Origin of the sequence: Microbacterium sp. B35-04 (assembly GCF_010634885.1) — a bacterium.
Taxonomy (GTDB): Bacteria; Actinomycetota; Actinomycetes; order Actinomycetales; family Microbacteriaceae; genus Microbacterium.
Window position 1 is genome coordinate 1 of sequence record NZ_MWLP01000070.1, and the last position, 20,656, is coordinate 20,656.

General features: G+C 67.2%; 19 protein-coding genes. 9 read left to right on the top strand and 10 right to left on the bottom strand.

All coding sequences use genetic code 11. The features are described 5' to 3' along the window. Window positions 1-67: 67 nt before the first annotated feature. Window positions 68-1,450, bottom strand: coding sequence for an aminomethyl transferase family protein (locus tag B1729_RS15225; RefSeq protein WP_163615926.1), 1,383 nt, complete (start codon window positions 1,448-1,450; stop codon window positions 68-70). Window positions 1,451-1,674: 224 nt separating this feature from the next. Here B1729_RS15225 and B1729_RS15230 point away from each other — a divergent pair, with 224 nt between their 5' ends. The 5 genes from B1729_RS15230 to B1729_RS15250 are packed head-to-tail and all read left to right on the top strand — an operon-like array spanning window position 1,675 to window position 6,507. Continuing rightward, a complete protein-coding gene (locus B1729_RS15230; protein WP_239539665.1) occupies window positions 1,675-2,487 on the top strand; it encodes an ABC transporter ATP-binding protein in 813 nt (270 codons plus the stop codon). Beyond that, the gene (locus B1729_RS15235) at window positions 2,474-3,184 is read left to right on the top strand and encodes an ABC transporter ATP-binding protein (protein WP_163615928.1); all 711 of its coding nucleotides are present in this window, start codon (window positions 2,474-2,476) and stop codon (window positions 3,182-3,184) included. Before B1729_RS15230 ends, B1729_RS15235 begins: the two co-directional genes overlap by 14 nt. Window position 3,185: 1 nt before the next feature. After that, window positions 3,186-4,067 (top strand): branched-chain amino acid ABC transporter permease, encoded by an 882-nt coding sequence (locus tag B1729_RS15240; protein ID WP_163633578.1) that lies wholly within the window; start codon window positions 3,186-3,188, stop codon window positions 4,065-4,067. After that, window positions 4,067-5,215, top strand: coding sequence for a branched-chain amino acid ABC transporter permease (locus B1729_RS15245; RefSeq protein ID WP_163633579.1), 1,149 nt, complete (start codon window positions 4,067-4,069; stop codon window positions 5,213-5,215). The genes B1729_RS15240 and B1729_RS15245 overlap by 1 nt, the downstream gene beginning before the upstream one ends. Before the next feature lie 20 nt (window positions 5,216-5,235). After that, a complete protein-coding gene (locus B1729_RS15250; protein WP_239526222.1) occupies window positions 5,236-6,507 on the top strand; it encodes an ABC transporter substrate-binding protein in 1,272 nt (423 codons plus the stop codon). A gap of 210 nt (window positions 6,508-6,717) precedes the next feature. Here the strand turns inward: B1729_RS15250 and B1729_RS15255 are convergent, their stop codons facing one another. Next, on the bottom strand, window positions 6,718-7,377 hold the full coding sequence (locus B1729_RS15255) for a GntR family transcriptional regulator (RefSeq protein WP_163633581.1): 660 nt from the start codon (window positions 7,375-7,377) through the stop codon (window positions 6,718-6,720). A gap of 270 nt (window positions 7,378-7,647) precedes the next feature. Between B1729_RS15255 and B1729_RS15260 the strand changes: the two genes are divergently transcribed. Next, window positions 7,648-9,144 carry an aldehyde dehydrogenase family protein gene (locus B1729_RS15260; protein WP_163633583.1) on the top strand — a complete coding sequence of 499 codons (1,497 nt, stop codon included), beginning with the start codon at window positions 7,648-7,650 and terminating at the stop codon, window positions 9,142-9,144. Window positions 9,145-9,387: 243 nt separating this feature from the next. On the opposite strand, the gene B1729_RS15265 is transcribed toward B1729_RS15260, so the two are convergent. Both B1729_RS15265 and B1729_RS15270 read right to left on the bottom strand, forming a co-directional pair. Continuing rightward, the gene (locus B1729_RS15265) at window positions 9,388-11,862 is read right to left on the bottom strand and encodes a caspase family protein (RefSeq protein ID WP_163633585.1); all 2,475 of its coding nucleotides are present in this window, start codon (window positions 11,860-11,862) and stop codon (window positions 9,388-9,390) included. A gap of 33 nt (window positions 11,863-11,895) precedes the next feature. Continuing rightward, on the bottom strand, window positions 11,896-12,744 hold the full coding sequence (locus B1729_RS15270) for a caspase family protein (RefSeq protein ID WP_163633587.1): 849 nt from the start codon (window positions 12,742-12,744) through the stop codon (window positions 11,896-11,898). A 204-nt stretch (window positions 12,745-12,948) separates the two neighbouring features. Here B1729_RS15270 and B1729_RS15275 point away from each other — a divergent pair, with 204 nt between their 5' ends. Beyond that, window positions 12,949-13,527, top strand: coding sequence for a DUF998 domain-containing protein (locus tag B1729_RS15275; protein WP_163620298.1), 579 nt, complete (start codon window positions 12,949-12,951; stop codon window positions 13,525-13,527). A gap of 26 nt (window positions 13,528-13,553) precedes the next feature. On the opposite strand, the gene B1729_RS15280 is transcribed toward B1729_RS15275, so the two are convergent. The 3 genes from B1729_RS15280 to B1729_RS15290 form a co-directional block, all read right to left on the bottom strand. Continuing rightward, entirely contained in the window at window positions 13,554-14,210 is a 657-nt protein-coding gene (locus B1729_RS15280) for a redoxin domain-containing protein (protein WP_163633589.1), read from the bottom strand. Between the two features lie 250 nt (window positions 14,211-14,460). Beyond that, window positions 14,461-15,381, bottom strand: a complete 921-nt coding sequence (locus tag B1729_RS15285; protein WP_163633591.1) for a hypothetical protein — start codon at window positions 15,379-15,381, stop codon at window positions 14,461-14,463. Window positions 15,382-15,425: 44 nt separating this feature from the next. Continuing rightward, on the bottom strand, window positions 15,426-15,674 hold the full coding sequence (locus B1729_RS15290) for a hypothetical protein (protein ID WP_163620304.1): 249 nt from the start codon (window positions 15,672-15,674) through the stop codon (window positions 15,426-15,428). Between the two features lie 402 nt (window positions 15,675-16,076). On the opposite strand from B1729_RS15290, the gene B1729_RS15295 reads away from it, so the two are divergent. Then, window positions 16,077-16,541 (top strand): hemerythrin domain-containing protein, encoded by a 465-nt coding sequence (locus B1729_RS15295; protein ID WP_239526224.1) that lies wholly within the window; start codon window positions 16,077-16,079, stop codon window positions 16,539-16,541. Window positions 16,542-16,685: 144 nt separating this feature from the next. Here the strand turns inward: B1729_RS15295 and B1729_RS15300 are convergent, their stop codons facing one another. Next, window positions 16,686-17,276 (bottom strand): TetR/AcrR family transcriptional regulator, encoded by a 591-nt coding sequence (locus tag B1729_RS15300; protein WP_163633593.1) that lies wholly within the window; start codon window positions 17,274-17,276, stop codon window positions 16,686-16,688. A gap of 108 nt (window positions 17,277-17,384) precedes the next feature. On the opposite strand from B1729_RS15300, the gene B1729_RS15305 reads away from it, so the two are divergent. Beyond that, a complete protein-coding gene (locus B1729_RS15305) occupies window positions 17,385-18,263 on the top strand; it encodes an SDR family NAD(P)-dependent oxidoreductase (RefSeq protein ID WP_163633595.1) in 879 nt (292 codons plus the stop codon). A gap of 118 nt (window positions 18,264-18,381) precedes the next feature. On the opposite strand, the gene B1729_RS15310 is transcribed toward B1729_RS15305, so the two are convergent. Both B1729_RS15310 and B1729_RS15315 read right to left on the bottom strand, forming a co-directional pair. Beyond that, window positions 18,382-18,966, bottom strand: coding sequence for a pyridoxamine 5'-phosphate oxidase family protein (locus B1729_RS15310; RefSeq protein WP_163633597.1), 585 nt, complete (start codon window positions 18,964-18,966; stop codon window positions 18,382-18,384). A 204-nt stretch (window positions 18,967-19,170) separates the two neighbouring features. Beyond that, a complete protein-coding gene (locus B1729_RS15315) occupies window positions 19,171-20,061 on the bottom strand; it encodes an MBL fold metallo-hydrolase (protein WP_204260177.1) in 891 nt (296 codons plus the stop codon). Window positions 20,062-20,656 lie beyond the last annotated feature (595 nt).

The window sequence follows — 20,656 nt, forward strand, 5'->3', positions numbered from 1 at the left end:
CGCTCCCTCAACGACCGGGACCCGGTCGTTGAGCGAGCGAAGCGAGACGAAACGCGCCGAACGCGGCTCAGGCGTTCGCGCGATAGACCGTCCGGGCGTAGTCGTGGTACGGCGCGGGAGCGACGGTCGCGCGGATCCGCACCTGGCGGTGGTCGGCGTCGACCGAGTCCTTGCGCGAGACCGGGTCCTCGCCCCACACCACCTCGACCTCGTCGCCGTCGCGCAGCGCCACGTCCAGGGTGGCCAGCGACATGTAGAGCTGGTCGTACGCGACGTAGCCGGCATCCGTCGAGATCCCCACGCGCTCGCCGCCCTTCAGGATCTCGTCCATCTGGTACAGCCCGTAGCGGGCCTTCGGGAAGTCGAGGTACTTGGCCGGGGTGCCGGGCTCGACCTGCGAGCGGACGACCGCCGCGACGTCGTCGGCGTTCCAGATCAGCGTGACCTTGCGGCGGCGCTGGTTCTCGGCGTGCTTCTCGAGCGCCTCGCGCCCGTGGAAGTCGTGGTCGAAGCGCACCGAGCGCCCGAGGCCGATGTCGAACGGCGTCAGGTAGAAGTCGTGGACGTCGCTCGAGTACAGCGAGCCGGCCACCGAGCCGATGCGCGCGGCGGGGAGCCAGGCGCGGTACTCCGCGAAGTCGTCGTCGAACACGGCGGGGAAGGGGGTCGGCACCCAGCCCGACTCCAGCGGCGACGACGAGTACGCCTTGGCTCCGACGCGGCGGATGTCGTGCTCTGCGCCGGCCTCCATGAGGGCGTTCAGGACGATCTCGTTGTCCTCCCACGGTCCGTAGAACTCGAACCCTGGCTGCCCCGCCATGCCGTGGCGGAGCGCCTTGACCGGGCGCCCGGCGATGGTCACGTCGCCGATGTGGAAGAACTTGATCTCGGGCGCCGGCCCGCCGAACACCTTCTCCATGACGAGGTCGGCGTGGGGGCCCTGCAGCTCGTAGCGGTAGAACGTCGGCGGCCCTTGGCGCATGTGCGAGTTCGCCTCGAGGCGGTATCGCACGTCCTTGCCGGCATCCTGAGCCTTCTCGACGTTGAAGCGCACCCAGTCGATGAGGATGTGGTGCCCGATGAGCACGAGACCCTCGGGGCCCTCGGCGTTGTAGAACAGGATGCCGTCGCCGATGAGGTAGCCGTCCTGGTTCACCGAGATGAGCTGCTTCGCGACGCCCGGTCGGAACGTCGAGAAGGTGTTCGGCGAGATCGAGCTCAGGAGCGGGATGAGGTCGGCGCCGTCGAGGAACAGCTGCGTCATGTGGTGCGACTGGTCCATGAGCGCGACCGACGTGTTCCAGGCCCGCTGCTCGTCGCGCCAGTTCGTGAACTCCGGTGCGACCGGGAAGGTGAATGCCGGCCAGTTCTGGTTGCGCAGCAGCTCCACCGCGCTGCCTGCGCGATCGATCGCCTGGGCAAGTGTCTCTGCTGAGTCGTTCGTGGTCATCGTCGACCCTCCTTCGTTGTTGCGGAAGCTGCGGTCAGCGTAAGAGCTCCTCTCGGCGGCTTGTCTTGGCTGTTCCGTTGAACGGAATCGGATGCCGCATCCCCCGGTCGGGCGGGCCAGCATCGAATCGCAGGGTCACGGTTGCGAAACTTCACACCAAAATCGTTGACAATCTTTCCGGGGATCCGTAGTTTTCCCAGCAGGGGAGGACTCGAGTCCCCTTGATGACCACACGCGACGACGCGAAAGGTGGGGCCATGGGCGCTCGGCTCGCAGTCCGCGATGTCAGCCTTCACTTCGGCGGCGTCAAGGTGCTCGAGGACGTGAGCTTCACCGTCGAGCCGGGCCAGATCTTCGGCCTGGTCGGGCCCAACGGCGCCGGCAAGACGTCTCTCTTCAACTGCGTGAGCGGTCACTACCGGCCGAACGCCGGCTCCATCACGATCGACGACGTCGAGGTCGTCGGGTCGTCCCCGGCCACGCTCGCGCGGCAGGGGCTCGCGCGCACATTCCAGCATCCCGCGCTCCAGTTGCGTGAGACCGTGCTCGAGAACGTGCTCCTCGGCGCCCATACGCGCCTTCCCGGCGGTCCGGTGGAGTGGTCGCTGCGGCTGCCGCGCACCGTGCGCGCCGAGAAGGCGCTGCGGCAGGAGGCACTCGACCTGCTGGAGCGCAACGGCCTCGGGTGGGCCGCCAAGATGCGGGCCGACGAGCTGTCGCACGGCCTGCACAAGGGCATCGAGCTCTGCCGCGCGCTGCTCACCCACCCTGGCCTCCTCCTCCTCGACGAACCGGCGGCAGGGCTCCCGCACGCCGAGGTGGAGCAGCTCATCGAGACGGTGCGGCGGGTGCGCGATGAAGACATCACGGTGGTGATCGTCGAGCACAACATGGGGCTCATCTCGGCGCTCACCGACCGTGTCGTGGTGCTCGATCACGGCCGCAAGCTGATGGAGGGCTCGGCCGCGGAGGCGCAGGCCGACCCCCGCGTCATCGAGGCCTACATCGGGAAGGACGCGGTCGATGACGCTGCTTGAACTGGCCGACGTGCGCGCCTTCTACGGCCGCATCCAGGTGCTGGAGGGCGTCTCGCTGACGGTCCCCGACGGCGGCGCGGTCGGCATCCTCGGCGCGAACGGCGCCGGAAAGACCACGACGCTGCGCGCGATCTCGGGCACCGTGCGCTCGACGGGAACGATCCGATTCGACGGCAAGGACCTGCGGGGACTGCGTCCCGACCAAGTCGCCGCACTCGGGATCGCGCACGTGCCGGAGGGGCGCGGCACGCTCGGCGATCTGACGGTGCGGGAGAACCTCAGGGTCGGCGCCTACAAGCGCAAGGACCGCAAGGGCATCGCGTCGGACATGGACTACTGCCTCGACCTGTTCCCGCAGCTGCAGGACCGGATCCGCTCCAACGGCTCAGCGCTCTCGGGCGGCGAGCAGCAGATGCTCGCGATCGCCCGCGCCATCATGTCGAAGCCGCGGCTGCTGCTGCTGGACGAGGCATCCCTCGGTCTCGCTCCCGGCACCGCGAAGAGCGTGTACCAGGCGATCGGCCGGCTGCGCAGTGAATCGGGTATCGCGATGCTCGTGGTCGAGCAGAACGCCAACCTCGCCTTCACTCTCGTCGACAGCGCCACGGTGCTCGAGACCGGGCGGAACGCCCTCACCGGCTCGTCGGCGGAGCTCAAGGGCATGGACGAGATCCGCCGCGCGTACCTGGGAGGCTGACGTGGGCACGTTCATCCAGCTCGTCATCGACGGCCTCTCGACCGGCTCGATCTACGCCGCCCTCGCGCTCGCGATCGTGCTGGTGAACCAGGCGACCGGGCTCATCAACTTCGCGCAGGGCGGCATGGCGGTGCTGTCCGCCTACATCGCGTGGGCGCTGAACGGTCTCGGCATCCCGCTCCTGCTCGCGATCCTCGCAGCCGTCGTCATCTCGTTCTTCCTCGGAGCCGTCATCGAGCGGTATCTCATCCGGCGCTTCGAGCGCGGCGACCCTGACACCGCCGTCGTCGTGACGATCGGCCTGCTCACCTTGATCACGGGGTTCTGCGCCTGGATCTGGACGTACAACAACCGGCTGTTCCCCTCGCTGTTCCCGCTGGAGACCATCCAGATCGCGGGGGCGGTGGTCAGCGTCCGCTCGCTCGGCACCTTCATCGTGATCGTCGCATGCATGCTGCTGCTGCAGGCGCTGTTCCTGGGCACCAAGCTCGGTCTCGCGCTGCGGGCAGTCGCGATCAATCCCGCGTCCGCCGCATTCTCCGGCGTGAACGTCGGCCGCAACCTCATGGTCGGCTGGGGGCTCGCCGCCGTGCTCGGCGCGGTCGCGGGCGTGCTCGTGGCGCCGCAGCTGACCCTGACGCCCGGGATGATGGACTCCGCCCTCGTCTACGCGCTCGCCGCATGCATCCTCGGCGGCCTGTCGAGCCCCGTCGGGGTCGTGGTGGCCGCGTGGCTCATCGGCGTGCTCGAGAACCTCGCCGCCGTCTACGTGCCGTTCATCGGTCACGATCTGAAGATCGCGGTGCCCTTCATCCTGATCTTCGTCGTGCTCTTCCTGCGGCCACAGGGCCTGTTCGGGCGGAAAGCGGTGGTGCGCGTCTGATGGCTGCGAACACGGACCTCTCCAACCGGTCGCCCCTCCTCGAGCGCCCCTGGGTGCGCTGGGCCGTCATCGGCCTCGTCATCGTGCTGATGATCGTGCTGCCGCTGATGCTCCCGGAGTTCGCGAACCAGACGATCGCGCGCATCGGCGTCTTCGCCGTCGCCGTCCTGGGACTCAACGTCGTGATGGGCTACACCGGCCAGGTCTCGCTCGGCCAGATCTTCTTCGTCGGCGTCGGCGCCTACGTCACGGCGTTCGGGGTCAACGCCGACTGGAACATCCTGCTCGTCTTCGTGCTCGCGTGCCTCGTCCCCGCGGTCATCGGCCTGGTCATCGCCCTCGCCGCCGCGCGGCTCGGCGGACTCGCCATCGCCATGGTCACGATCGCGCTGCCGATCATCGGCGTGCCCCTCGCCAAGCGCCTGTCGCACTTCACGGGCGGCTCGCAGGGCACCTCCGCCCGCTTCTCGGGCGCACCGGAGTGGACCGGCCTGTACGACGACCAGTGGCAGCTGTACATCGTCTTCCTCATCGGCGGCATCACCTTCATGCTCACGCGCAACCTCGTGCGGGGCAAGTACGGCAGGGCCTTCGCGATCGTGAAGGGGAACGAGGCGGTCGCCGGGTCGCTGGGCGTGTCGCCATACCGCTATAAGGTGCTCGCGTTCACCATCGCCTCGCTCATCGGCGGCGTGAGCGGCTTCCTCTACATGGTCGTCATCCAGTACACCTCGCCCGAGACGCTGCACTTCGGCCACTCGATCGAGCTGCTCGCGTCGATGGTGATCGGCGGCGCCGGCAGCATCCTCGGCTCGCTCCTCGGGGGCATCTGGTACGTGCTGCTGCCGCAGGTCACCAACCTCATCGACCCGAACATCACCGCCATGCTGCAGGGCGCCATCCTCCTGGTCGTGCTGTTCATCCTGCCCGGCGGCCTGGTCTCGCTCCCGAGCCTGTGGCGGCGACGCGGGCGCGACGCCGGCTCCGGTCGCCCGGGCGGACCCGTCGGCGGTGCCATGCAGGCGGATGCCGCGGCATCCGTCGCCGGAACCTCCACCGTCGGCGACGCACTGGGCGCCCCTTCGAAGCAATCACCACCACCACCTACGACGCAATCACCACCATCACCACCTACGACGCAGTCGTAACACACAGAGAGGCATGACCCATGAGCACGAATCGCAGAAGGATGCGCGTCGCCTCGGTCGTCGCGGGGATCGGCATCGTCGCCGTCCTCGCTGCCGGCTGCGCACGCGGCGGCGGATCGCCGAACGACACCGACGACGGCGGCGGCGCGGAGGCGAGTCCGGGGATCACCGACGACTCGATCACCCTCGGCATCACCACCCCGCTGTCGGGTCCGACCGCCGGCCCGGGAACCTGCACGGTCGCCGGCATCACCGCGTACTTCGGGGCGCGGAACGCCGAGGGCGGAGTCGAGTTCGGTGACGGCAACACCCGCACGGTCGAGATCGAGGCGCTGGACGACGAGTACGACCCGCAGAAGGCCAAGGCCAACTACGACCAGCTCAAGAGCAGCGTCTTCGCTATGACCGCCGGTCTCGGCACGCCCACCAACCGGGCGTGGCTCGACGCGGCGATCGCCGACGAGGTGCCGCAGGTGCTGATCATGACGGGCGACCCGATCTTCAGCAACCAGGAGGAGAGCCCCTGGCAGCTCGGGTTCGTGCCGATCTACCAGAACGAGGGCGAGGCGTTCGGCGAGCTGCTCGCCGGATCGGGCGAAGACCACACGGTCGCGATCCTGTCGCAGAACGACGACTACGGCGAGGGCTACGTCGAGGGCTTCAAGACGGCCATCGAGGGCGCCGACAACATCGAGATCGTCAAGGAGCTCACCTACGAGGCCACCGACGCCTCGGTCGACGCGCAGCTGACCGAGCTGGCCGGCTCGGGCGCCGACGTGTTCTTCAACGCCATGTCGATCACCCCGCTGGTGATCTCGTCGCTGCAGAAGTCGCAGGAGCTCGGCTGGCTGCCGTCGTGGTTCCTGCCGTCGAACACGTCGAGCCCGACCGCCATCCTCGAGCCGGGCGGCGCCGCGGCGTTCCCCGGCGTCTACACGGTGGCGTTCGCGCAGTCGGCGGCCGCGCCGACGTTCGCCGAGAGCGAGGAGGGCGCCGCCTTCCTCGAGCAGCTCGCGGAGTACGCGAACTACCCGGACGTCCCCGCGTTCCCGCACTGCGTCTGGTCGTACCAGATCGGGGCGACGCTCGAGGAGGTGTTCGGCGCCATGACCGAGCCGACGCGCGACAACTTCATGGAGGCGCTGCGCGACGTCTCAGGCTTCACGGCGCCGCTCATGCTCGAGGGCTCCACCGTCGACACGACCGAGGACGGACTGCCCGCCGTCTCGACGGTGCAGGTGCAGAAGTACAACGGCAAGGGCTACGCCCCCGCCGAGAGCTGGGACGAGTGACCTGAGGGGTGCGGAGGGGCGGCCGGAGCATCCGGTCGCCCCTCTGCCGTGCGCCGGTGCGTTTCGTCTCGCTTCGCTCGCTCAACGACCGGAAGCTCGACCCCGGTCGTCGAGCGAGCGAGACGAAACGCGCTCCACCCGGACGAAACACCCTCCACCCGGTCGTTGAGCGAGCGAGGAACGAGCGAGACGAAACGCGCCGAGCGCGGCTCACTCCATGCCGTGGAGCACCTCGACGATGCCGGAGAGGTGGGCGCGGGTCGCGGCCTCGGCGGCGTCGGGGTCTTTGGCGAGGATCGCGTCGATGATCGCGATGTGCTCGGGAGCCGACGTCGTGGCGCGACCGGGGTGGAACGCGAGCCGGAACTGGTGGCGCGCCGACTGGGCGCGCAGCCGCTCGAGCAGCTGCGTGGCGGTGCCGTGGCGGCTGAGATCGCGGATGCGCCGGTCGAGCTCCTGGTTGAGTCGCGAGTACGCCATGAGGTCGCCCGAGCCGATCGCCGCCTCGATCTCGGCGCGCAGCGCCCGGAGCCCGTCGGCGTCGGCGGGAGTGAGATTCTCGGCGGCCTTGCGCGCGCAGAGCGTCTCGAGCCCGATGCGCACCTCGACGATCTCGATCGCCTCGTCGACGGTGATCGCGCGCACGCGCGCGCCGCGGTTCGGCAGGCGCTCGACGAGCCCCTCGCCGGCGAGGTTGAGAAGCGCGGTGCGCACCGAGGCGCGCGAGGCGCCATACCGTTCGCTCAGGTCGGCTTCGATGAGGCGCTGGTGCGGGGCGAACTGCGCCTCGAGGATCGCCTCGCGGATCACCTGCGTCAGATCGGGGCGATCCATCGCGTCGTCGTCACTGCGCACTGCGGCATCCGTCATCTCGCCCACCCCTTCGGCGCCTTTGTCCGTGCTGACACTATCTCTCGACGATCGTCTCATCGGGAAGCATTTCATACGAAATCCGCGCGAAAATCGTCGACAATCTTGATTCACGCCCATGCGAGAGGCACGCTGGGAGCAGGTGTCGACGGGCGCACCCGGCGCCGCCCCGCTGACAACCCGAACGACGTGCCCCGGCGAGAGCCGGAGCAAGGAAGCACGAGCCCCGGCGAGAGCCGGAGCAAGGAAGCACAGAGAGGTGGGCGTTCCATGGGCGAGACCGCGATGGGGACATCGGTTCGGACGGGGCTGTACATCGGCGGTGAGGAGCGGTTCACCGACGACGTGCTGACGATCCCCGACCCCGGCAGGCCCGGAGTGGTCGTCGGCGAGGCGGCTGCGGCATCCGTGTCGGATGTGAAGGATGCCGTCGCCGCGGCGAAGCAGGCCTTCCCGGCGTGGGCGGCGCTCACGCCGCAGGAGCGTGCCGCGAAGATGGCTGAGGCGATCGCGGGCATCGCAGACGACCGCGATGAGGACGCCGCGATCCTGTCGCAGGAGAACGGCAAGGTCCGGATGGAGGCGTGGATCGACGGGCTGGTGTTCGAGATCCGCTGGAACCTCGCCCTCATGCTCGCCGATGAGGTGGATGCCTCCAAGACGCTGCCGCCGGTGCCCGGTGCGATCCCGGTGTCGACCGAGGTGTCGTACCAGCCGCTGGGTGTCGTGACGGTGATCGTGCCGTTCAACTGGCCGATCGCGATCCTGGGTGCCTCTCTGCCGCACGCGCTGCTGGCGGGCAACACCGCGATCGTGAAGCCGCCGCCCTCGGCGCCGCTGGCGACCACGCGGGTCGTGCAGCGGGTCGCCGAGAAGCTGCCGCCGGGCGTGCTGAACGTCGTCACCGGACGCGACCAGGACATGGCCGACCTCATCCAGAACCCCGACGTCGCCAAGGTCTGCTTCACCGGCAGTGTGAACGGCGGCAAGCGGATCATGGAGATGGCGTCCAAGACGCTGACGCGCGTGACGCTCGAGCTGGGCGGCAACGACGCGGCGGTCTTCCTCGACGACGCGATCCTCGACGACGCGCACCTCGACCGGCTCTACGCCGCGATCTACGACACCACCGGCCAGATCTGCATGAACGCCAAGCGCGTCTACGTGCACCGTTCGCGTCTCGACGAGCTCGTCTCGGGGCTGAGCGCACGGCTCGAGCAGGCCAAGCTCGGCCACGGTCTCGACGAGGGGACCACGATGGGGCCGCTGCACCAGCCGGCGCAGAAGGCGTTCGTCGACGAGATCATCCAGGAGGCGAAGGATGCCGGAGCCGACGTCCGCGAGTTCGGCTCACTGCCCGAGGGTGATCTGGCCGACGGCAACTTCGTCCGCCCGGCGATCGTGGTCGACCCGAAGCTCGACCTGCGTGTGGTCACGCAGGAGCAGTTCGGTCCCGTCATCCCGGTGATCCCGTTCGACGACGAGACCGAGGCGGTGCGCCTCGCCAACGACACCTGGGGCGGGCTCTGCGGATCGGTATGGACCGGGTCGCCGGACGCCGCTCAGCGCGTGGGTTCGCAGCTCGAGTGCGGCTACGTCTGGGTCAACGACCACGGCGCCACGCGCCTCGACCTGCGTGCGCCGTTCGGCGGCATGAAGCAGTCGGGCTTCGGCCGCGAGCAGGGCATCGAGGGCGTCCGCGCCTTCCAGGACACCCGTAGCATCGCGACGATCGACCCGGAGGCGCTCGCGTCGATGGCCCACTGACCTGTGGGCGGGCTCAGGAACTGCCAGCGAGACTTCGACGATGTCTTCCCACTCGTCCAGGTGGGCTCATGCTCGGCACGTGCTCCGTCCTCCGCAGCCAACAGCATCACGTCTGTTCGGACGGCGCGATAAGAGGCACGGTGTGCGATTCTTCCGGTTCACGCCGTGAGCACCGACCAAGATGGTTCACCTCACTTTCGGATGAAGATCCTGCGCGGGCGCTCTCCATCCTCGCGGAGCAGGTCAAGCTTCCAGGCCAAGGTCCGCGGCGCTGATCACGGCACCCCCGGGCTCGAGTCCGCGGCGGGGGGTGAACGCCGCCCACATCGAACCGCGCACGTGCCGTTGGAAGACATGCCGGACGAGCGCGGCGCGCGTCATGGGCAGTCGAATGTGACGCAGCCCCTCGAGGAGTCGCGTGAGGCCCTCGCCGAACGCCGGGATGCCGCAGTCGACCGCGTTGATGAAGGCTTGCTCCGCGAGTTCGCGCTCTCCTTTCACAGCTTCATGCTCCGCGCGAAGGATGTACGCGTCGCTCAAGGTGGGAGCAGCCGTGATGATCGCTGAGGCGAGGGCGCCGAGTTCTTCATGGAGCCCCAGGCGGAGCAGCACATATCCGGCGACGACTCCTGCGAAGGGATCCTCGGGCGCTGTTGCCGCCAACTCCTGTGCGAGGCGGTCTGCGACGTCGATGCGTCCGGCGAGCAGCATCCTCTGGAGGTACTCGAGACGCCATAGGTGGCTGACCTCTGACGATGCGCCGTCCGCGATGCTGGGATGGTACTGGTAGAGCCGGATGCGATCGATGTCGATCTGTGCGACAAGCGTGGCCAGCCGCTGTGGCAGCACCGGCACTGCGACGACCATGGGAGCGGCATCGGGGGCCGTGAAGGAGACCCAATGCGGCGCGGCATCCACGCGCAGTACCCTCCCGGCGACGCCGGCCGCCGAGGGTTGGAGTTCAAGCCCTGTCCCGATGACCGGCTCGCCGGCCCTCCAGATCGCCACCTTGACTTGCCGTACTGCGTCGAGGTCCGCGCGCCCATCGCGGCCGACACCGACGGCGAACACCGCGACGCCGGAGCCATTGCGGAGCTCAGCGCGAGCGGTCCCAGCGGCCATGGCCGCCGGCTCGTCTCCGGCTAGGTACTTCGCCAGTCCGGCCGTCACGACCGTGGTGGGGCGCGCCCAAGCAATAGCGTCGTCCCCCATGGTGAGGTAGCCGTCGCGGACGCTTCCGCCCATCGCCGAGGCCAGTTCCTCCACTAACGAGCCCGGCGGTCGAGGCTGAAGCGACACCCGCTCCGACTCGCCGGCGGTCAGCCGGACGAACTCAGCGTCGCGCGTCGCGTCAGGGCCGATGTGCCGGACATAGTAGAACCCGGGCTCCACCTGCGCTGTTTCGCCTGCCCGCTTGACCGCGCGCACCCGACCGGCCTCGTCCACGATCTCGGCCACGGCGAGAGAGTCTTCTGACTCGATCAAGATCGTGGCGCCGGATTGCTGGTGATCGTCCCCAGCGGCCGTATCGAATCCGATCGGCTCGGTAACCGGGGTCCCCTCGGGCTGGGGGAACGACCGCGCCACGGGCTTCTTGCCTCGCGGTAGCAGTTCGACCGTCACGGGCTGGTCTTCGTAGAGCTCGATCGGGGCGGTGGCCGAGCCGGATAGACCCTTCGGGGTAGTGGTCGTTGCCTGAACAGCGTATGTCTTGGGCGGAAGCTGAAATGCTTGGACCTCGCCGGTCACCCCGAGCGCGGACGCAACCGTGGCGCCGAGCGCGTCCAGTACGCTGACCTGAGCTTTCTTGCGCTTCGCTTCGACCGCGAGCCGGACGGTCAGTGTCGCAAGGTCGAAGTGGCCGCTCGGGAACGACACCACCACCGGGTCGCGCTCGCGGCTGGCCACCCCGCGCGTGCCGGTGTCCTGGGGGATCTGTGCTTGGATGTCCGCCTCGGAGATGCCCGCCGGCATCCTCGCCCTCATTCCCCTGTTGATGAACGAGGCGAGGCGCTCCCAGCGCACTTCATAGCAATTGCGTTCCCACGACCAGGCCTTGGCATTCTTGACGCCCGTCAGGCCCTCCAGGAGGACGCCCGTGAACCTGCCGTCCGCCTCCCCCAACCAACCAACCTCTTGAGCGGTATGACCTGGCGCGGTCGCGTAGAGGATGAACTGCTGAGTCGGGGGCGCGCCCGGATCGCGCTTGCGCGGGACCGGCCAGCGTCCGATTTCAAGCTCCCTATTGGCCCACGGGACGTTGCGGCAGGCGTCGATGAACAGGAACTGGTCCGCGAAGGAGGTCGTTTCGAAATACTCGGCGATCGAGCGGACGGACAATGAATGGTCGGGGTGCACCTCGTCGAACCCGGGCAGGACGAGCGCGCTCTCGTCACGATTGGAGACCCGGGCGGTGATGCCGTGGCCCGCGAAGTAGAAGTAGAGCCGCTCCGGCTTCTGGTCTGCCGTGGCCACCACCACCTCGTTGATCGCGGACACGATATTGTCTTTGGTCGCCGGCCGCGCGCGCCTGGCTGGATCTTCAGCTGGATGTGGATCCTTCGATGCCGGGGAGAGCAGCAACCGCACATTGGATGCCGGGACGCCACCACGAACAGTCACCCAATCGCGAAAGTCGCACGCATCGGACACTGCGGCAGACAGCTCCATCTCGGGAGTGCCGTAGTCGTCCGCACCGACGACGATGGCCCAGCGCATGAGCCGAGCTATCCGCAGGACGTGGTCACGGCGTCACCCGATCGTGAAAGGCTTCTGCTGCTCGAACTCTGGATTATCAGCGCCCACCGGGTTGTAGTTCGGTTGCTGGTTCTGCGGCATACGGGCGCGGATGGCCTCACGGAACGCCGGGTACCCGCCCTCCCACGCGCCGTCGTTCCACACCGCCTTCAGGTTCTCGGTGAAGAGCCCGTTGGCAAGACCATCGAGCGACAACTGGTCGTCGCGGCAGCCGGAGATGAGCAGCACGGTGGCCTCCGGTCGGGCTTGCCCGGCACTGGGCACCTGCTTCTGGATGTCGTCGTACAGTTCGGCGTGCGCACGGTAAGTTGCGGCAAGTACGTCTTGCGGCATCGCTCTGTACCGCGGTGACTCGGCGGCCGCCTGCTGCCTCGTCCTGACCACGTTAGGCACTCGGGCGTCGTCACCGATTCTCCTATTTGCAGTACCGCTGTGGCAGCTGTCGGAGAGCACGAAGATGCGCACTCGCGGCGCGAACTTGCCCCAGAGCGCGTAGAGCTCGTCGTCAACGAGCTGCCGGTCGTACGCGACCCAGGTCTCGTCCAGGCGATCCTCTTCACCTTCACCGTTGCGGTCGGGGACTTGCCCCCCGTGGCCGGAGTAAGACAAGAAGAAGGAATCCCCCGGAGCCAGCTCATCCGCGGCTCCGCTGATCGCCGTCTTCATGGCGTCAGCGGTCGCGTCCTGCGTCAGCAGCAGGTGTGCGTCGAAGCCGCAGCTTTCGGCGATCGCCTGCATGTCGTGGGCGTCGAATTCGCACGCGTTGAGCGCGCCGTCCCACCCGTCGTAGTGAGCAGGATCGACGCGATTGAGCCCAATGTGCAACGACAAACCGCTGGCCATTGTGTCCCCCCAAGAACAACAAAACCCCGTTGTCAAGGTAGGCCTGCTGGCTGCTGCGGTCAAGAGTAGGTCCCGTACGACGGCCGCCCATGCGGCTCAGCCTGAGATCGCGAGCTACCACCGGGATAGAGTGCCCCGCAGGAGGATGCCCGTGGTCACTGCAGGTATGGCTGTCCGATATTGAGTGTCGCTGCCATCGCCGCCGTGACGGCGCTTGTCGCCGGCGGGATCACGGTGGGGCTGATCGCGATGCTTCACGTCCTCGAGCCCGAGTATGACCCGTCCTGGCGGATGATCAGCGAGTACTCCGTCGGACGATACGGGTGGGTCATGCGCCTCGCCTTCGTCACGATGGCCATCAGCCCTGCCGCGACGTGCGTCGCCTTGTGGCCGTTCGGCGGCGCGTGGACCATCGGCCTTGCCGCTGTCGCACTGGGCGCGCTCGGTGCCGCGTTCATCGACGCCGATCCGATCATGACTCCGCGTGCTCTGGCCACACCCGTGGGCAGGGCGCACACGGTACTGGGCATTGTGCTCCTCGCCGGCTTTCCCCCTGCCGCGCTGATCGCGGGGGTTGGGGTGACGCCCGCGCTGGGATGGATGCTGGCGATCGCCTCGGTTGTTCCGTGGGCGGGCCTGGTGTGGTTCCTCATCGCCGCTGCTCCCGCCCACGGGCAGGGCGGCTCGCCTGAGATCCGAATCGGTTGGCCGGACAGGTTCTGCCTCCTCGCATACCTGGCATGGGTCGTGCTCGCCGCTATCGGCGTGCTGTCCGTCGTGTGATGCAAAAGGCTGCGTAAGCGTCAGGCTCAAGCCGGATCTGCCAGCCGAGCGGCGGTGGTGAGCACCCGCGGGTCGGGGAAGTCTTCGCAGTACTGATACGAGTAGCCGAACCTGATCACCCCACTCTGCGCGACGATGAACTCGGCGGCGGCACGCCACGGGTCATCGACCATCGGTCGGCCCTCCGCACGTCGAGACTCGGCCAGGCTCTGCCCGAGTTCGCGGGGGTGTGCGAGGTACTCGACCGGGGCATCGAACAGAAGCTGCTCGGGCTGCCAATGGCCGACCCCGTATGCACGGTAGACATCGGCGGTGGGGTCGACGAGCACCCGCACCGTGATGCCGTGCTCGTGGGCGTATTGAGCGGCCTGCGTGGGTTGCCCCTGGCCCACGATGACGACAGCGAGGCCCGCCGCACGGTAATCGCCGAGCTCGGCTTCGAGGCGTCGCGCGCGCTCCATCCCGCACCGGCATCCGAAATGCCGCCAGAAGATCACCAGCGCGGGGCCGGCCGCCCAGCTCTCCGCAAGCTGGCTCTTGGTGCCGGTCGCATCGGCCAGCTCGGCGTCAGGGGCAGTGTCGCCGCGCCCCAGCAGTCGGCTCGGCGGCTCGGTCGGACCGGCCGCGAACCCTGAGAGCCAGCACTCCTCTGCGTGACGGATGAGATCGTCGCCGGCCGGCATGCGAGTCCTCTCCACAGTTCGAATTGAGCCACACGCTACCCCCGCTGGATGTCCCGAACCACCGGTCGCGTTCCCCGAGGATGGGCGCCAGAGCCGGCAAGATCGCCCACACCGGGGTCGTCGATGCTCGTCCAAGCGACCGAGGCGATCCGAACCGGAACCGTAATCCGGGTGTCTGGCGACGCTGCCCGCTGAAGGATCTTGGGCCGGCGCCCACGGGCCGGGAGCATCGCTGCGATCAGGTTGTGTCTCACGATCCTGTTGGAATCAGCACCGTGATGAAGGAAGTCAGAAACGGGGAAAGCACTCCGAGTATGGCGATGGGTCGTCGGACATACGATCGATCGATCCCGATGCGAACCACCAGTCGCTCCCGCGCGGCAGCGCTTGCTTCATCTGGGACTCCGGAGGCGGTGTCAGGTGTCGCTCGGCTGACGAGTTCGAAGCCGGCCTCACGCCAAGCGACGAGCACCGGGATGAGGATGGCGGCGAGGATCACCATGAAGAAGACGCCGTAGCCGAGGACCTCCCACTGTGAGAAGGATTTCGGTGAGACGCCGGCTTCGATCGCGACATTCCTCATGAAGGCGGTGTTGATGACCAACGTCGACAACAGCAGCCCAAGCGCGAGACTGGATCGTTCGATCGCCTTCCAGACGGCGTCGAGTTCCCGGATCGCGGGGCGGAAGCTGCCTGTGCCGTTCGCCTTCACTCCGATCCGCAGTGATTGCACTCTTTCATCCGTGATCCAGAGAAGGAGCAGCCACGGAGCCGCCGCCAGCCAACCGCAGACCATGAGGATACGCACGATCAGGGTCACGCCCGGGTTGAACGATCTACCGCCCAGGGCCGAGGTGAGCAGGGTGAGGAAGACGGTCGCAGCTAGGCCGAGCACCACAAGGAGGACGATCGCGATGAGGAGCCAGCGCACCCCAGGCTTCCAGGGAGCCTCAAGCGCGATCAATTGGCCTAGCCCGCCGATGAACACGAACACCCACGCGACGAGCCCCACCGTCGCCGAAGTCGCCCACACCGCGAACGAGCGACTCGTCGACTCAGGATCACTGAGGATCGCTTCCAGCTGCAGCATCGCGAAGAAGATGAATCCGGCGACGACAACCGTGATCGTCGCCCGAACAACAGGCACCAGGTTCAGTGGAGAGCGTTCCATCGTTCCCTCCGAACGGCCACGAGACGTGTTCGCCGGTACCGGCGCTACGAAGTCGAGACGCGACGCGCTCCGGCGATCAGCGTGCCCTGCAGCCTCCGTACGACGCCCAGATGCTCGATCAGCGTCTCGGTGATGCCGAAGGCGAAGACGTACTCGGCGGAGGTCGTCCAGCCCGGACGACGGATGTCCTCCAGCACGGCCTCGAGCAGACCGGAGTCCACGCTCTTCAAATCCTCGATGGCGACTTTGATCCGCTCTTCGAGCGCATCGATGTCGTGTCCCAACTCGTCCATGACAGTCCCCTTTTCCTGTGGGCCAGCAGTCGCCTGCCTCACTGGAAGAGGGCGCTGTCCGGCCACTGATACGGCGGGAGGAACCCGAGCCGCTGTTGAATCGCACGCGGGAACAGCCGGGATGAGCGCGCTCGCGCCGCCCCTAGATCCGACCGCGCGACGGTCCGTTGCCAGCCAGCTTGGAGATGCCCGTCGGCCTGATCCGCCACGAGACGTCCCCATTCGTTTCCTTGCACGAATGCGGTCCCTGATCGTGCCTGTGCTCGCACGGGGATCCGAACAGGACAAGGGGTAGAAGTCTCAGTCGAGTGGCCAACTAGGCTGGGAGCGCGCTGGGTGGACCCATGGTCAGCTCGGCGCGCGTAGAAGGCGGTCACATTGAAAGCTCGTACCGACATCGTCGTGAGCGACATCCCGAGGCTCGTCGCATGGCGACGGCAGCTTCTCCAAGCCCACGAACGACTTCGTCTCGCACTCAGCACCGCGCAGCTGGCCGCCCGCGATGGTGCGGACGTCGCAGACGCCTCGCGAGACCTCCTGCTCTACTGCCACGGCTTCTGCCTCGCTCTCGACGGCCATCACCGAGGAGAAGACGCGCTGCTGTTCCCCGCCCTCGTCGAGCAGTACCCCGCAGCAACACGCGTGGTCAGCATGCTCCGGCAAGACCACGAAAGGATCGCCTCCCTTCTGACCGGATTCGACAGCGCAGCGCGGTCCGGCGAATCGCCCGCGAGCCTCGCACTTCACTTGGAGGGTCTCGCGGCGATCATGGAGTCACACTTCCGGTTCGAGGAACGAGAGTTGGAACCGCTACTCGACCAGCTCGAGCTTGATGCCGACCCAGCCGTCGTCTTTGGTCCACTATGACCGCGTGACCCCGCGGACCCGCTGGAGCATCACCAACCGTGGCGCCCGCAGCGAGAAGGTTGTCAACGCTCTCCCTGCCACGCTCGCTTAGGGCTTCCTCATAGGGAGGTTCTGTGTGGACTCACCCGGACTGGCGCATTTCGCCTAGGGCCGCATGCCTCGGAGGGCGGTGCGGAGGAGTGCGTCGACATACTCGTCGCTCAGGGGGCCGCTCCGCTGTAGCCAGCGATTGAGAATCGGCCCCCAGATGATGTCGATCGCCACGTCGAGATCGAGGTCGTCCGCGAGCTGCCCCGCCTCTTGCGCCTCGCGCAGACGCTGTCGTTTGGCTTCGCGCAGCGGGGCGTCGAGCTGTCGATGGTAGGCCTCGGCGAGACTCTCATCCTGGGCAAGCTCCGTGGCGAGGGCTCGCATCGGGTCGGAGAGCCGCGGATCATTCAACTCCACGACCGTCGCCCGCAGGACCAGGGTGAGATCAGCCTGGAGATCGCCCGTATCGGGGAGCTGTGGCGTGTCACTGCCGTCTCGCGCGCTGAGGAGGAGGAACGCGTCGAACAGGACGGCCGCCTTCGACGCCCACCACCGGTAGATGGTCTGCTTCCCGACGCCGGCGCGCGATGCGATGCCTTCGATCGTGATGCGGGGATACGGCACTTCCTGCAGCAGATCGAGAGTCGCGTCGAGAACGGCTCGGCGTGCATTCTCGTTACGTCGCGCGGGGTCGGGGCTCGGCATGTCAGCAGTCTATGGCAAGACGAGACGTTGCGTATTGCCAAGACGGAGAACCCGTGTTAGGTTCATACTCTAGCGAGACGAACCGTCTCGTCTCAGCAAGGAGTGATCATGAATCAGTCTTCCCCGACACCGCTCACGTGGTTCATCACCGGCGCGAGTCGAGGCATCGGCCATGCTCTCGCGGCGGCGGCCCTCGACCGTGGCGATCGCGTCGTCGCGACCGCACGAACCGCAAGCGCAGCGACGTTTGCCACACATCACCGTGACCGCGTCCACGCGTTGGATCTGGACGTGACCGACAAAGGGGCAGTCGACCTCGCCGTCGCGGCTGCCGTCGAGCGCTTCGGCGGGCTCGATGTCGTGGTCAACAACGCAGGCAACTTGTCCATGGGCATGGTGGAGGAATTCACCGAGCAGCAGGCGCGAGCACAGTTCGAAGTGAATTTCTTCGGCGCGCTGTGGGTCAGCCAGGCGGTGATGCCGCACCTGCGCGCGCAGGGCTCGGGCCACATCCTCCAGATCTCGAGCGTCGCGGCCCTCGGCGGCTTCCCGAGCACGGGGCTCTACAGCGCGAGCAAGTTCGCCCTCGAGGGGATGAGCGAAGCTCTGGCAGCGGAGGCGGCCGCCTTCGGCGTGAAGGTCACGATTGTGCAGCCTGGCGGCTATTGGACCGATCTGTATTCGAACATCACCGCGACCTGTCCGTCCGAGCCGTACGCGCCGTTGCGGGCCGAACTCGAGCGGCAGTGGGCGGAGGGATCGGTCGACAGCGCGCCTCGTCTGGCTGCGGATGCGATGCTCACCCTGGTGGATAGCGACGCACCACCGCTCCGGTTGCTGCTCGGAAGCATGGTCTATGACCTCGCACAGCAGATAGCTGAGCAGCGCATCGCAACGTGGGCTGCCTGGGAGAACGTCAGCCGGGCTGCCGAACACGCCGTTTCACACTCCGAGGCCGACGGCGCCACACGTGCCGCAACCAGCTGAACCAGACCGTAGCAGGCCGACGGACGAGAAACGCCACCGCTCAGCGAACATCACCCGCAACTGTCGGGAGTGCGCTGACGGACCCGCTGTGGACAGTTGGCTTCTTTGTCGACAACTCTCAGGAAGAGGGTTCTGATGAGTCGCCGCCTGGAGCGATATCCATCAACCATCCGTCGCCGTTGAGGTGGTAGACGATGCGCGTGTGTCGGCGATCGGTTGATCCTTGCCAGAACTCGACCCGCGTGGGCTGGAGGCGCCACAGGGTCCAGTCCTCGGAGGGGACACCCGCCCGCGCCGCTGCGCTGCGCGAAAGAAGGTCTGCCTCGCTCTCTGCTCGCGTCGCACGGACGACACGCCCGCGCACCCGCACGGCACGCACCATCGGCTGCCACCAGAACGTGAGAGCCGCCACCGGGTTCGCGGCAAGCTGTGCACCGCTCCGGCTCGATCCCCGGCCGGCGAAGGCCCACCCGCGGGCGTCGACGTCTTTGAGGATCAGTGTCCTCGCGTCTGGCATCCCATCGGCGCCGATCGTCGACAGTGTCATGGCGAGCGGCTCGGGTACGTCCGCGAGGACCGCGTCATCAAGCCAGTCGACGAACTGTGCAGCAGGATCCGCGCGTAACGCTGCGGTGTCCAGACCTGGCGCCGACCCGGTCAGGCTCGGGATGGCTCGCAACCTGGCCCGGAAGTCATTCGTCACTCGAGGATCATTCCATGACACGAGTCTGCCATTGGCATCCCGGCGAACTGAGGAGTAGAGGACCAAGCCCGCAACGCGACCCGGCCAATCTCCACGGGGCAGAGGAACAGAATCTTCCGGCCCGCGGAGGGAGGGATCCCTCAGCGGGCCGAAACTGACTGGGAGGCAGCTCTGGTTTGAATGAGCGCGGCGGCTCGCTGAATGCTAGGAGCGCGCACCGACTCCGATCTGCATCAGGTCTTCGCCGATGATCAGATCGCCGCTGAAGCCCTGCTTCGCGGCCCGAAGGCGCTTCACGTCGGCATTGCTCGGCGCAATGTGCGACAGAACGAGCGTCTTCACTCCCGCTGGCTCAGCAACGTCTCGACCCACCTGCTCGATGGTGGTGTGCGACACGAGCAGGTGTGCTTTGAGCGCCTGTCCTGCAGGACCTCCGACCACCGCGGCGAGTTGATCTGCGAATGCAGGGTCGATGACCTCGTGGACTAAGTAGTCCGCTCCCTGCGCAAGCTCGATCAGATTGGCGCTCGGTGCGGTGTCGCCCGAGACCACCACCGACCCGTCGGGCGTGTCGAACCGGAAAGCGAATGCAGGCGCGGTGGGCCGATGATCAACGATGGTTGCGGTGATGCGTACTTCACCGTCCTGCCAGATCGCGAATGGTGAAACCCTGGGCGGGATCCCGGCTTCATCCACAGCCCACATGCCGGAGATGTCGATGTCGGTCATGCTGAAGTACGGCCACGGCCCAGGGGCGCCGCTGTCGCGGATGCGGTCGTTGAAGTCTGCTGCGAACGCCTGGTCGAGGTATCCGGTCATTCCCGAGATCCCGGGCGATGGTCGTTCCGGGTTGACGACCGCCGGCGTGGGACGGTTCGGTGGAAACACCCGCGGCAGCGTTTCGCGATCGCCAGGTCCGAAGACGCGGATCGGGTCACTCGTGGCCCCCACGCGGTTGGTCATTCCAGTTGAGTACGTCGCCGGCCACTCTGCCACGTGATCGGAGTGCATGTGGGTGAAGAGGATGCTGCGTACGTTCGTCAATGAGCGACCGCCGAAGCCTTCTCCGGCGAGACCGGCCTTGGTCAATTGCATGTGGGCACCGTGCCCAAGGTCTACCAGGTAGACGGCTCCGTCATACACGACCGCGGTAGAGATACCCGCCCTGCCCTCACTGAGCAGCGTCGGCCCACCTCCGGTCCCCAGAAGCACCAGCTTCGTCCGGAAGCGTGACGTGCTCGTCTGCCCCCCGCCAGTCGCAGCGGCGGCCGGCGTGGCGGCTACCAGAGACAAGCCGCCGACGACCGCCGACGCTCCCATGGTCTGCAGAAATCGGCGCCGTGACGTCTCAGGCAGGCGAGCTATAGCGTGATCAATCACATCGCACATACGGGGATCCTTTGCAGTGAGGGGCGGTGGGTCATGAAGCGCCCGCAAATTGTGGCCCGGCCGATCGTGTCAACGGCGGGCATGGTGCGTACCATCGCGCGTGCACGACGGCTGAGTCGATCACGAGGCAGATGATCGGGACCGCAGAAAGATCGGACGGCGATGTCACGTGTTGCTCCAAGCACGCGCCGCGACTCCGCGGCGCTTTGTTCATTGAACGTCGCACACCGCAAATCAGTGAAGATCTCATCGATGATGGTCGTCATCGACGGCGGTGATGACCGCGAGGCCGTCGGCGTTG

What these genes read in the sequence shown, in the direction of transcription:
- B1729_RS15230 (WP_239539665.1), top strand. Translation starts at nt 1,675, where the DNA reads ATGACCACACGCGACGACGCGAAAGGTGGGGCCATGGGCGCTCGGCTC.
- B1729_RS15245 (WP_163633579.1), top strand. Translation starts at nt 4,067, where the DNA reads ATGGCTGCGAACACGGACCTCTCCAACCGGTCGCCCCTCCTCGAGCGC.
- B1729_RS15260 (WP_163633583.1), top strand. Translation starts at nt 7,648, where the DNA reads ATGGGCGAGACCGCGATGGGGACATCGGTTCGGACGGGGCTGTACATC.
- B1729_RS15300 (WP_163633593.1), bottom strand. Translation starts at nt 17,276, where the DNA reads ATGCCGAGCCCCGACCCCGCGCGACGTAACGAGAATGCACGCCGAGCC.
- B1729_RS15235 (WP_163615928.1), top strand. Translation starts at nt 2,474, where the DNA reads ATGACGCTGCTTGAACTGGCCGACGTGCGCGCCTTCTACGGCCGCATC.
- B1729_RS15265 (WP_163633585.1), bottom strand. Translation starts at nt 11,862, where the DNA reads ATGCGCTGGGCCATCGTCGTCGGTGCGGACGACTACGGCACTCCCGAG.
- B1729_RS15270 (WP_163633587.1), bottom strand. Translation starts at nt 12,744, where the DNA reads ATGGCCAGCGGTTTGTCGTTGCACATTGGGCTCAATCGCGTCGATCCT.
- B1729_RS15250 (WP_239526222.1), top strand. Translation starts at nt 5,236, where the DNA reads ATGAGCACGAATCGCAGAAGGATGCGCGTCGCCTCGGTCGTCGCGGGG.
- B1729_RS15285 (WP_163633591.1), bottom strand. Translation starts at nt 15,381, where the DNA reads ATGGAACGCTCTCCACTGAACCTGGTGCCTGTTGTTCGGGCGACGATC.
- B1729_RS15315 (WP_204260177.1), bottom strand. Translation starts at nt 20,061, where the DNA reads ATGCAATTGACCAAGGCCGGTCTCGCCGGAGAAGGCTTCGGCGGTCGC.
- B1729_RS15280 (WP_163633589.1), bottom strand. Translation starts at nt 14,210, where the DNA reads ATGCCGGCCGGCGACGATCTCATCCGTCACGCAGAGGAGTGCTGGCTC.
- B1729_RS15305 (WP_163633595.1), top strand. Translation starts at nt 17,385, where the DNA reads ATGAATCAGTCTTCCCCGACACCGCTCACGTGGTTCATCACCGGCGCG.
- B1729_RS15225 (WP_163615926.1), bottom strand. Translation starts at nt 1,450, where the DNA reads ATGACCACGAACGACTCAGCAGAGACACTTGCCCAGGCGATCGATCGC.
- B1729_RS15255 (WP_163633581.1), bottom strand. Translation starts at nt 7,377, where the DNA reads ATGACGGATGCCGCAGTGCGCAGTGACGACGACGCGATGGATCGCCCC.
- B1729_RS15290 (WP_163620304.1), bottom strand. Translation starts at nt 15,674, where the DNA reads ATGGACGAGTTGGGACACGACATCGATGCGCTCGAAGAGCGGATCAAA.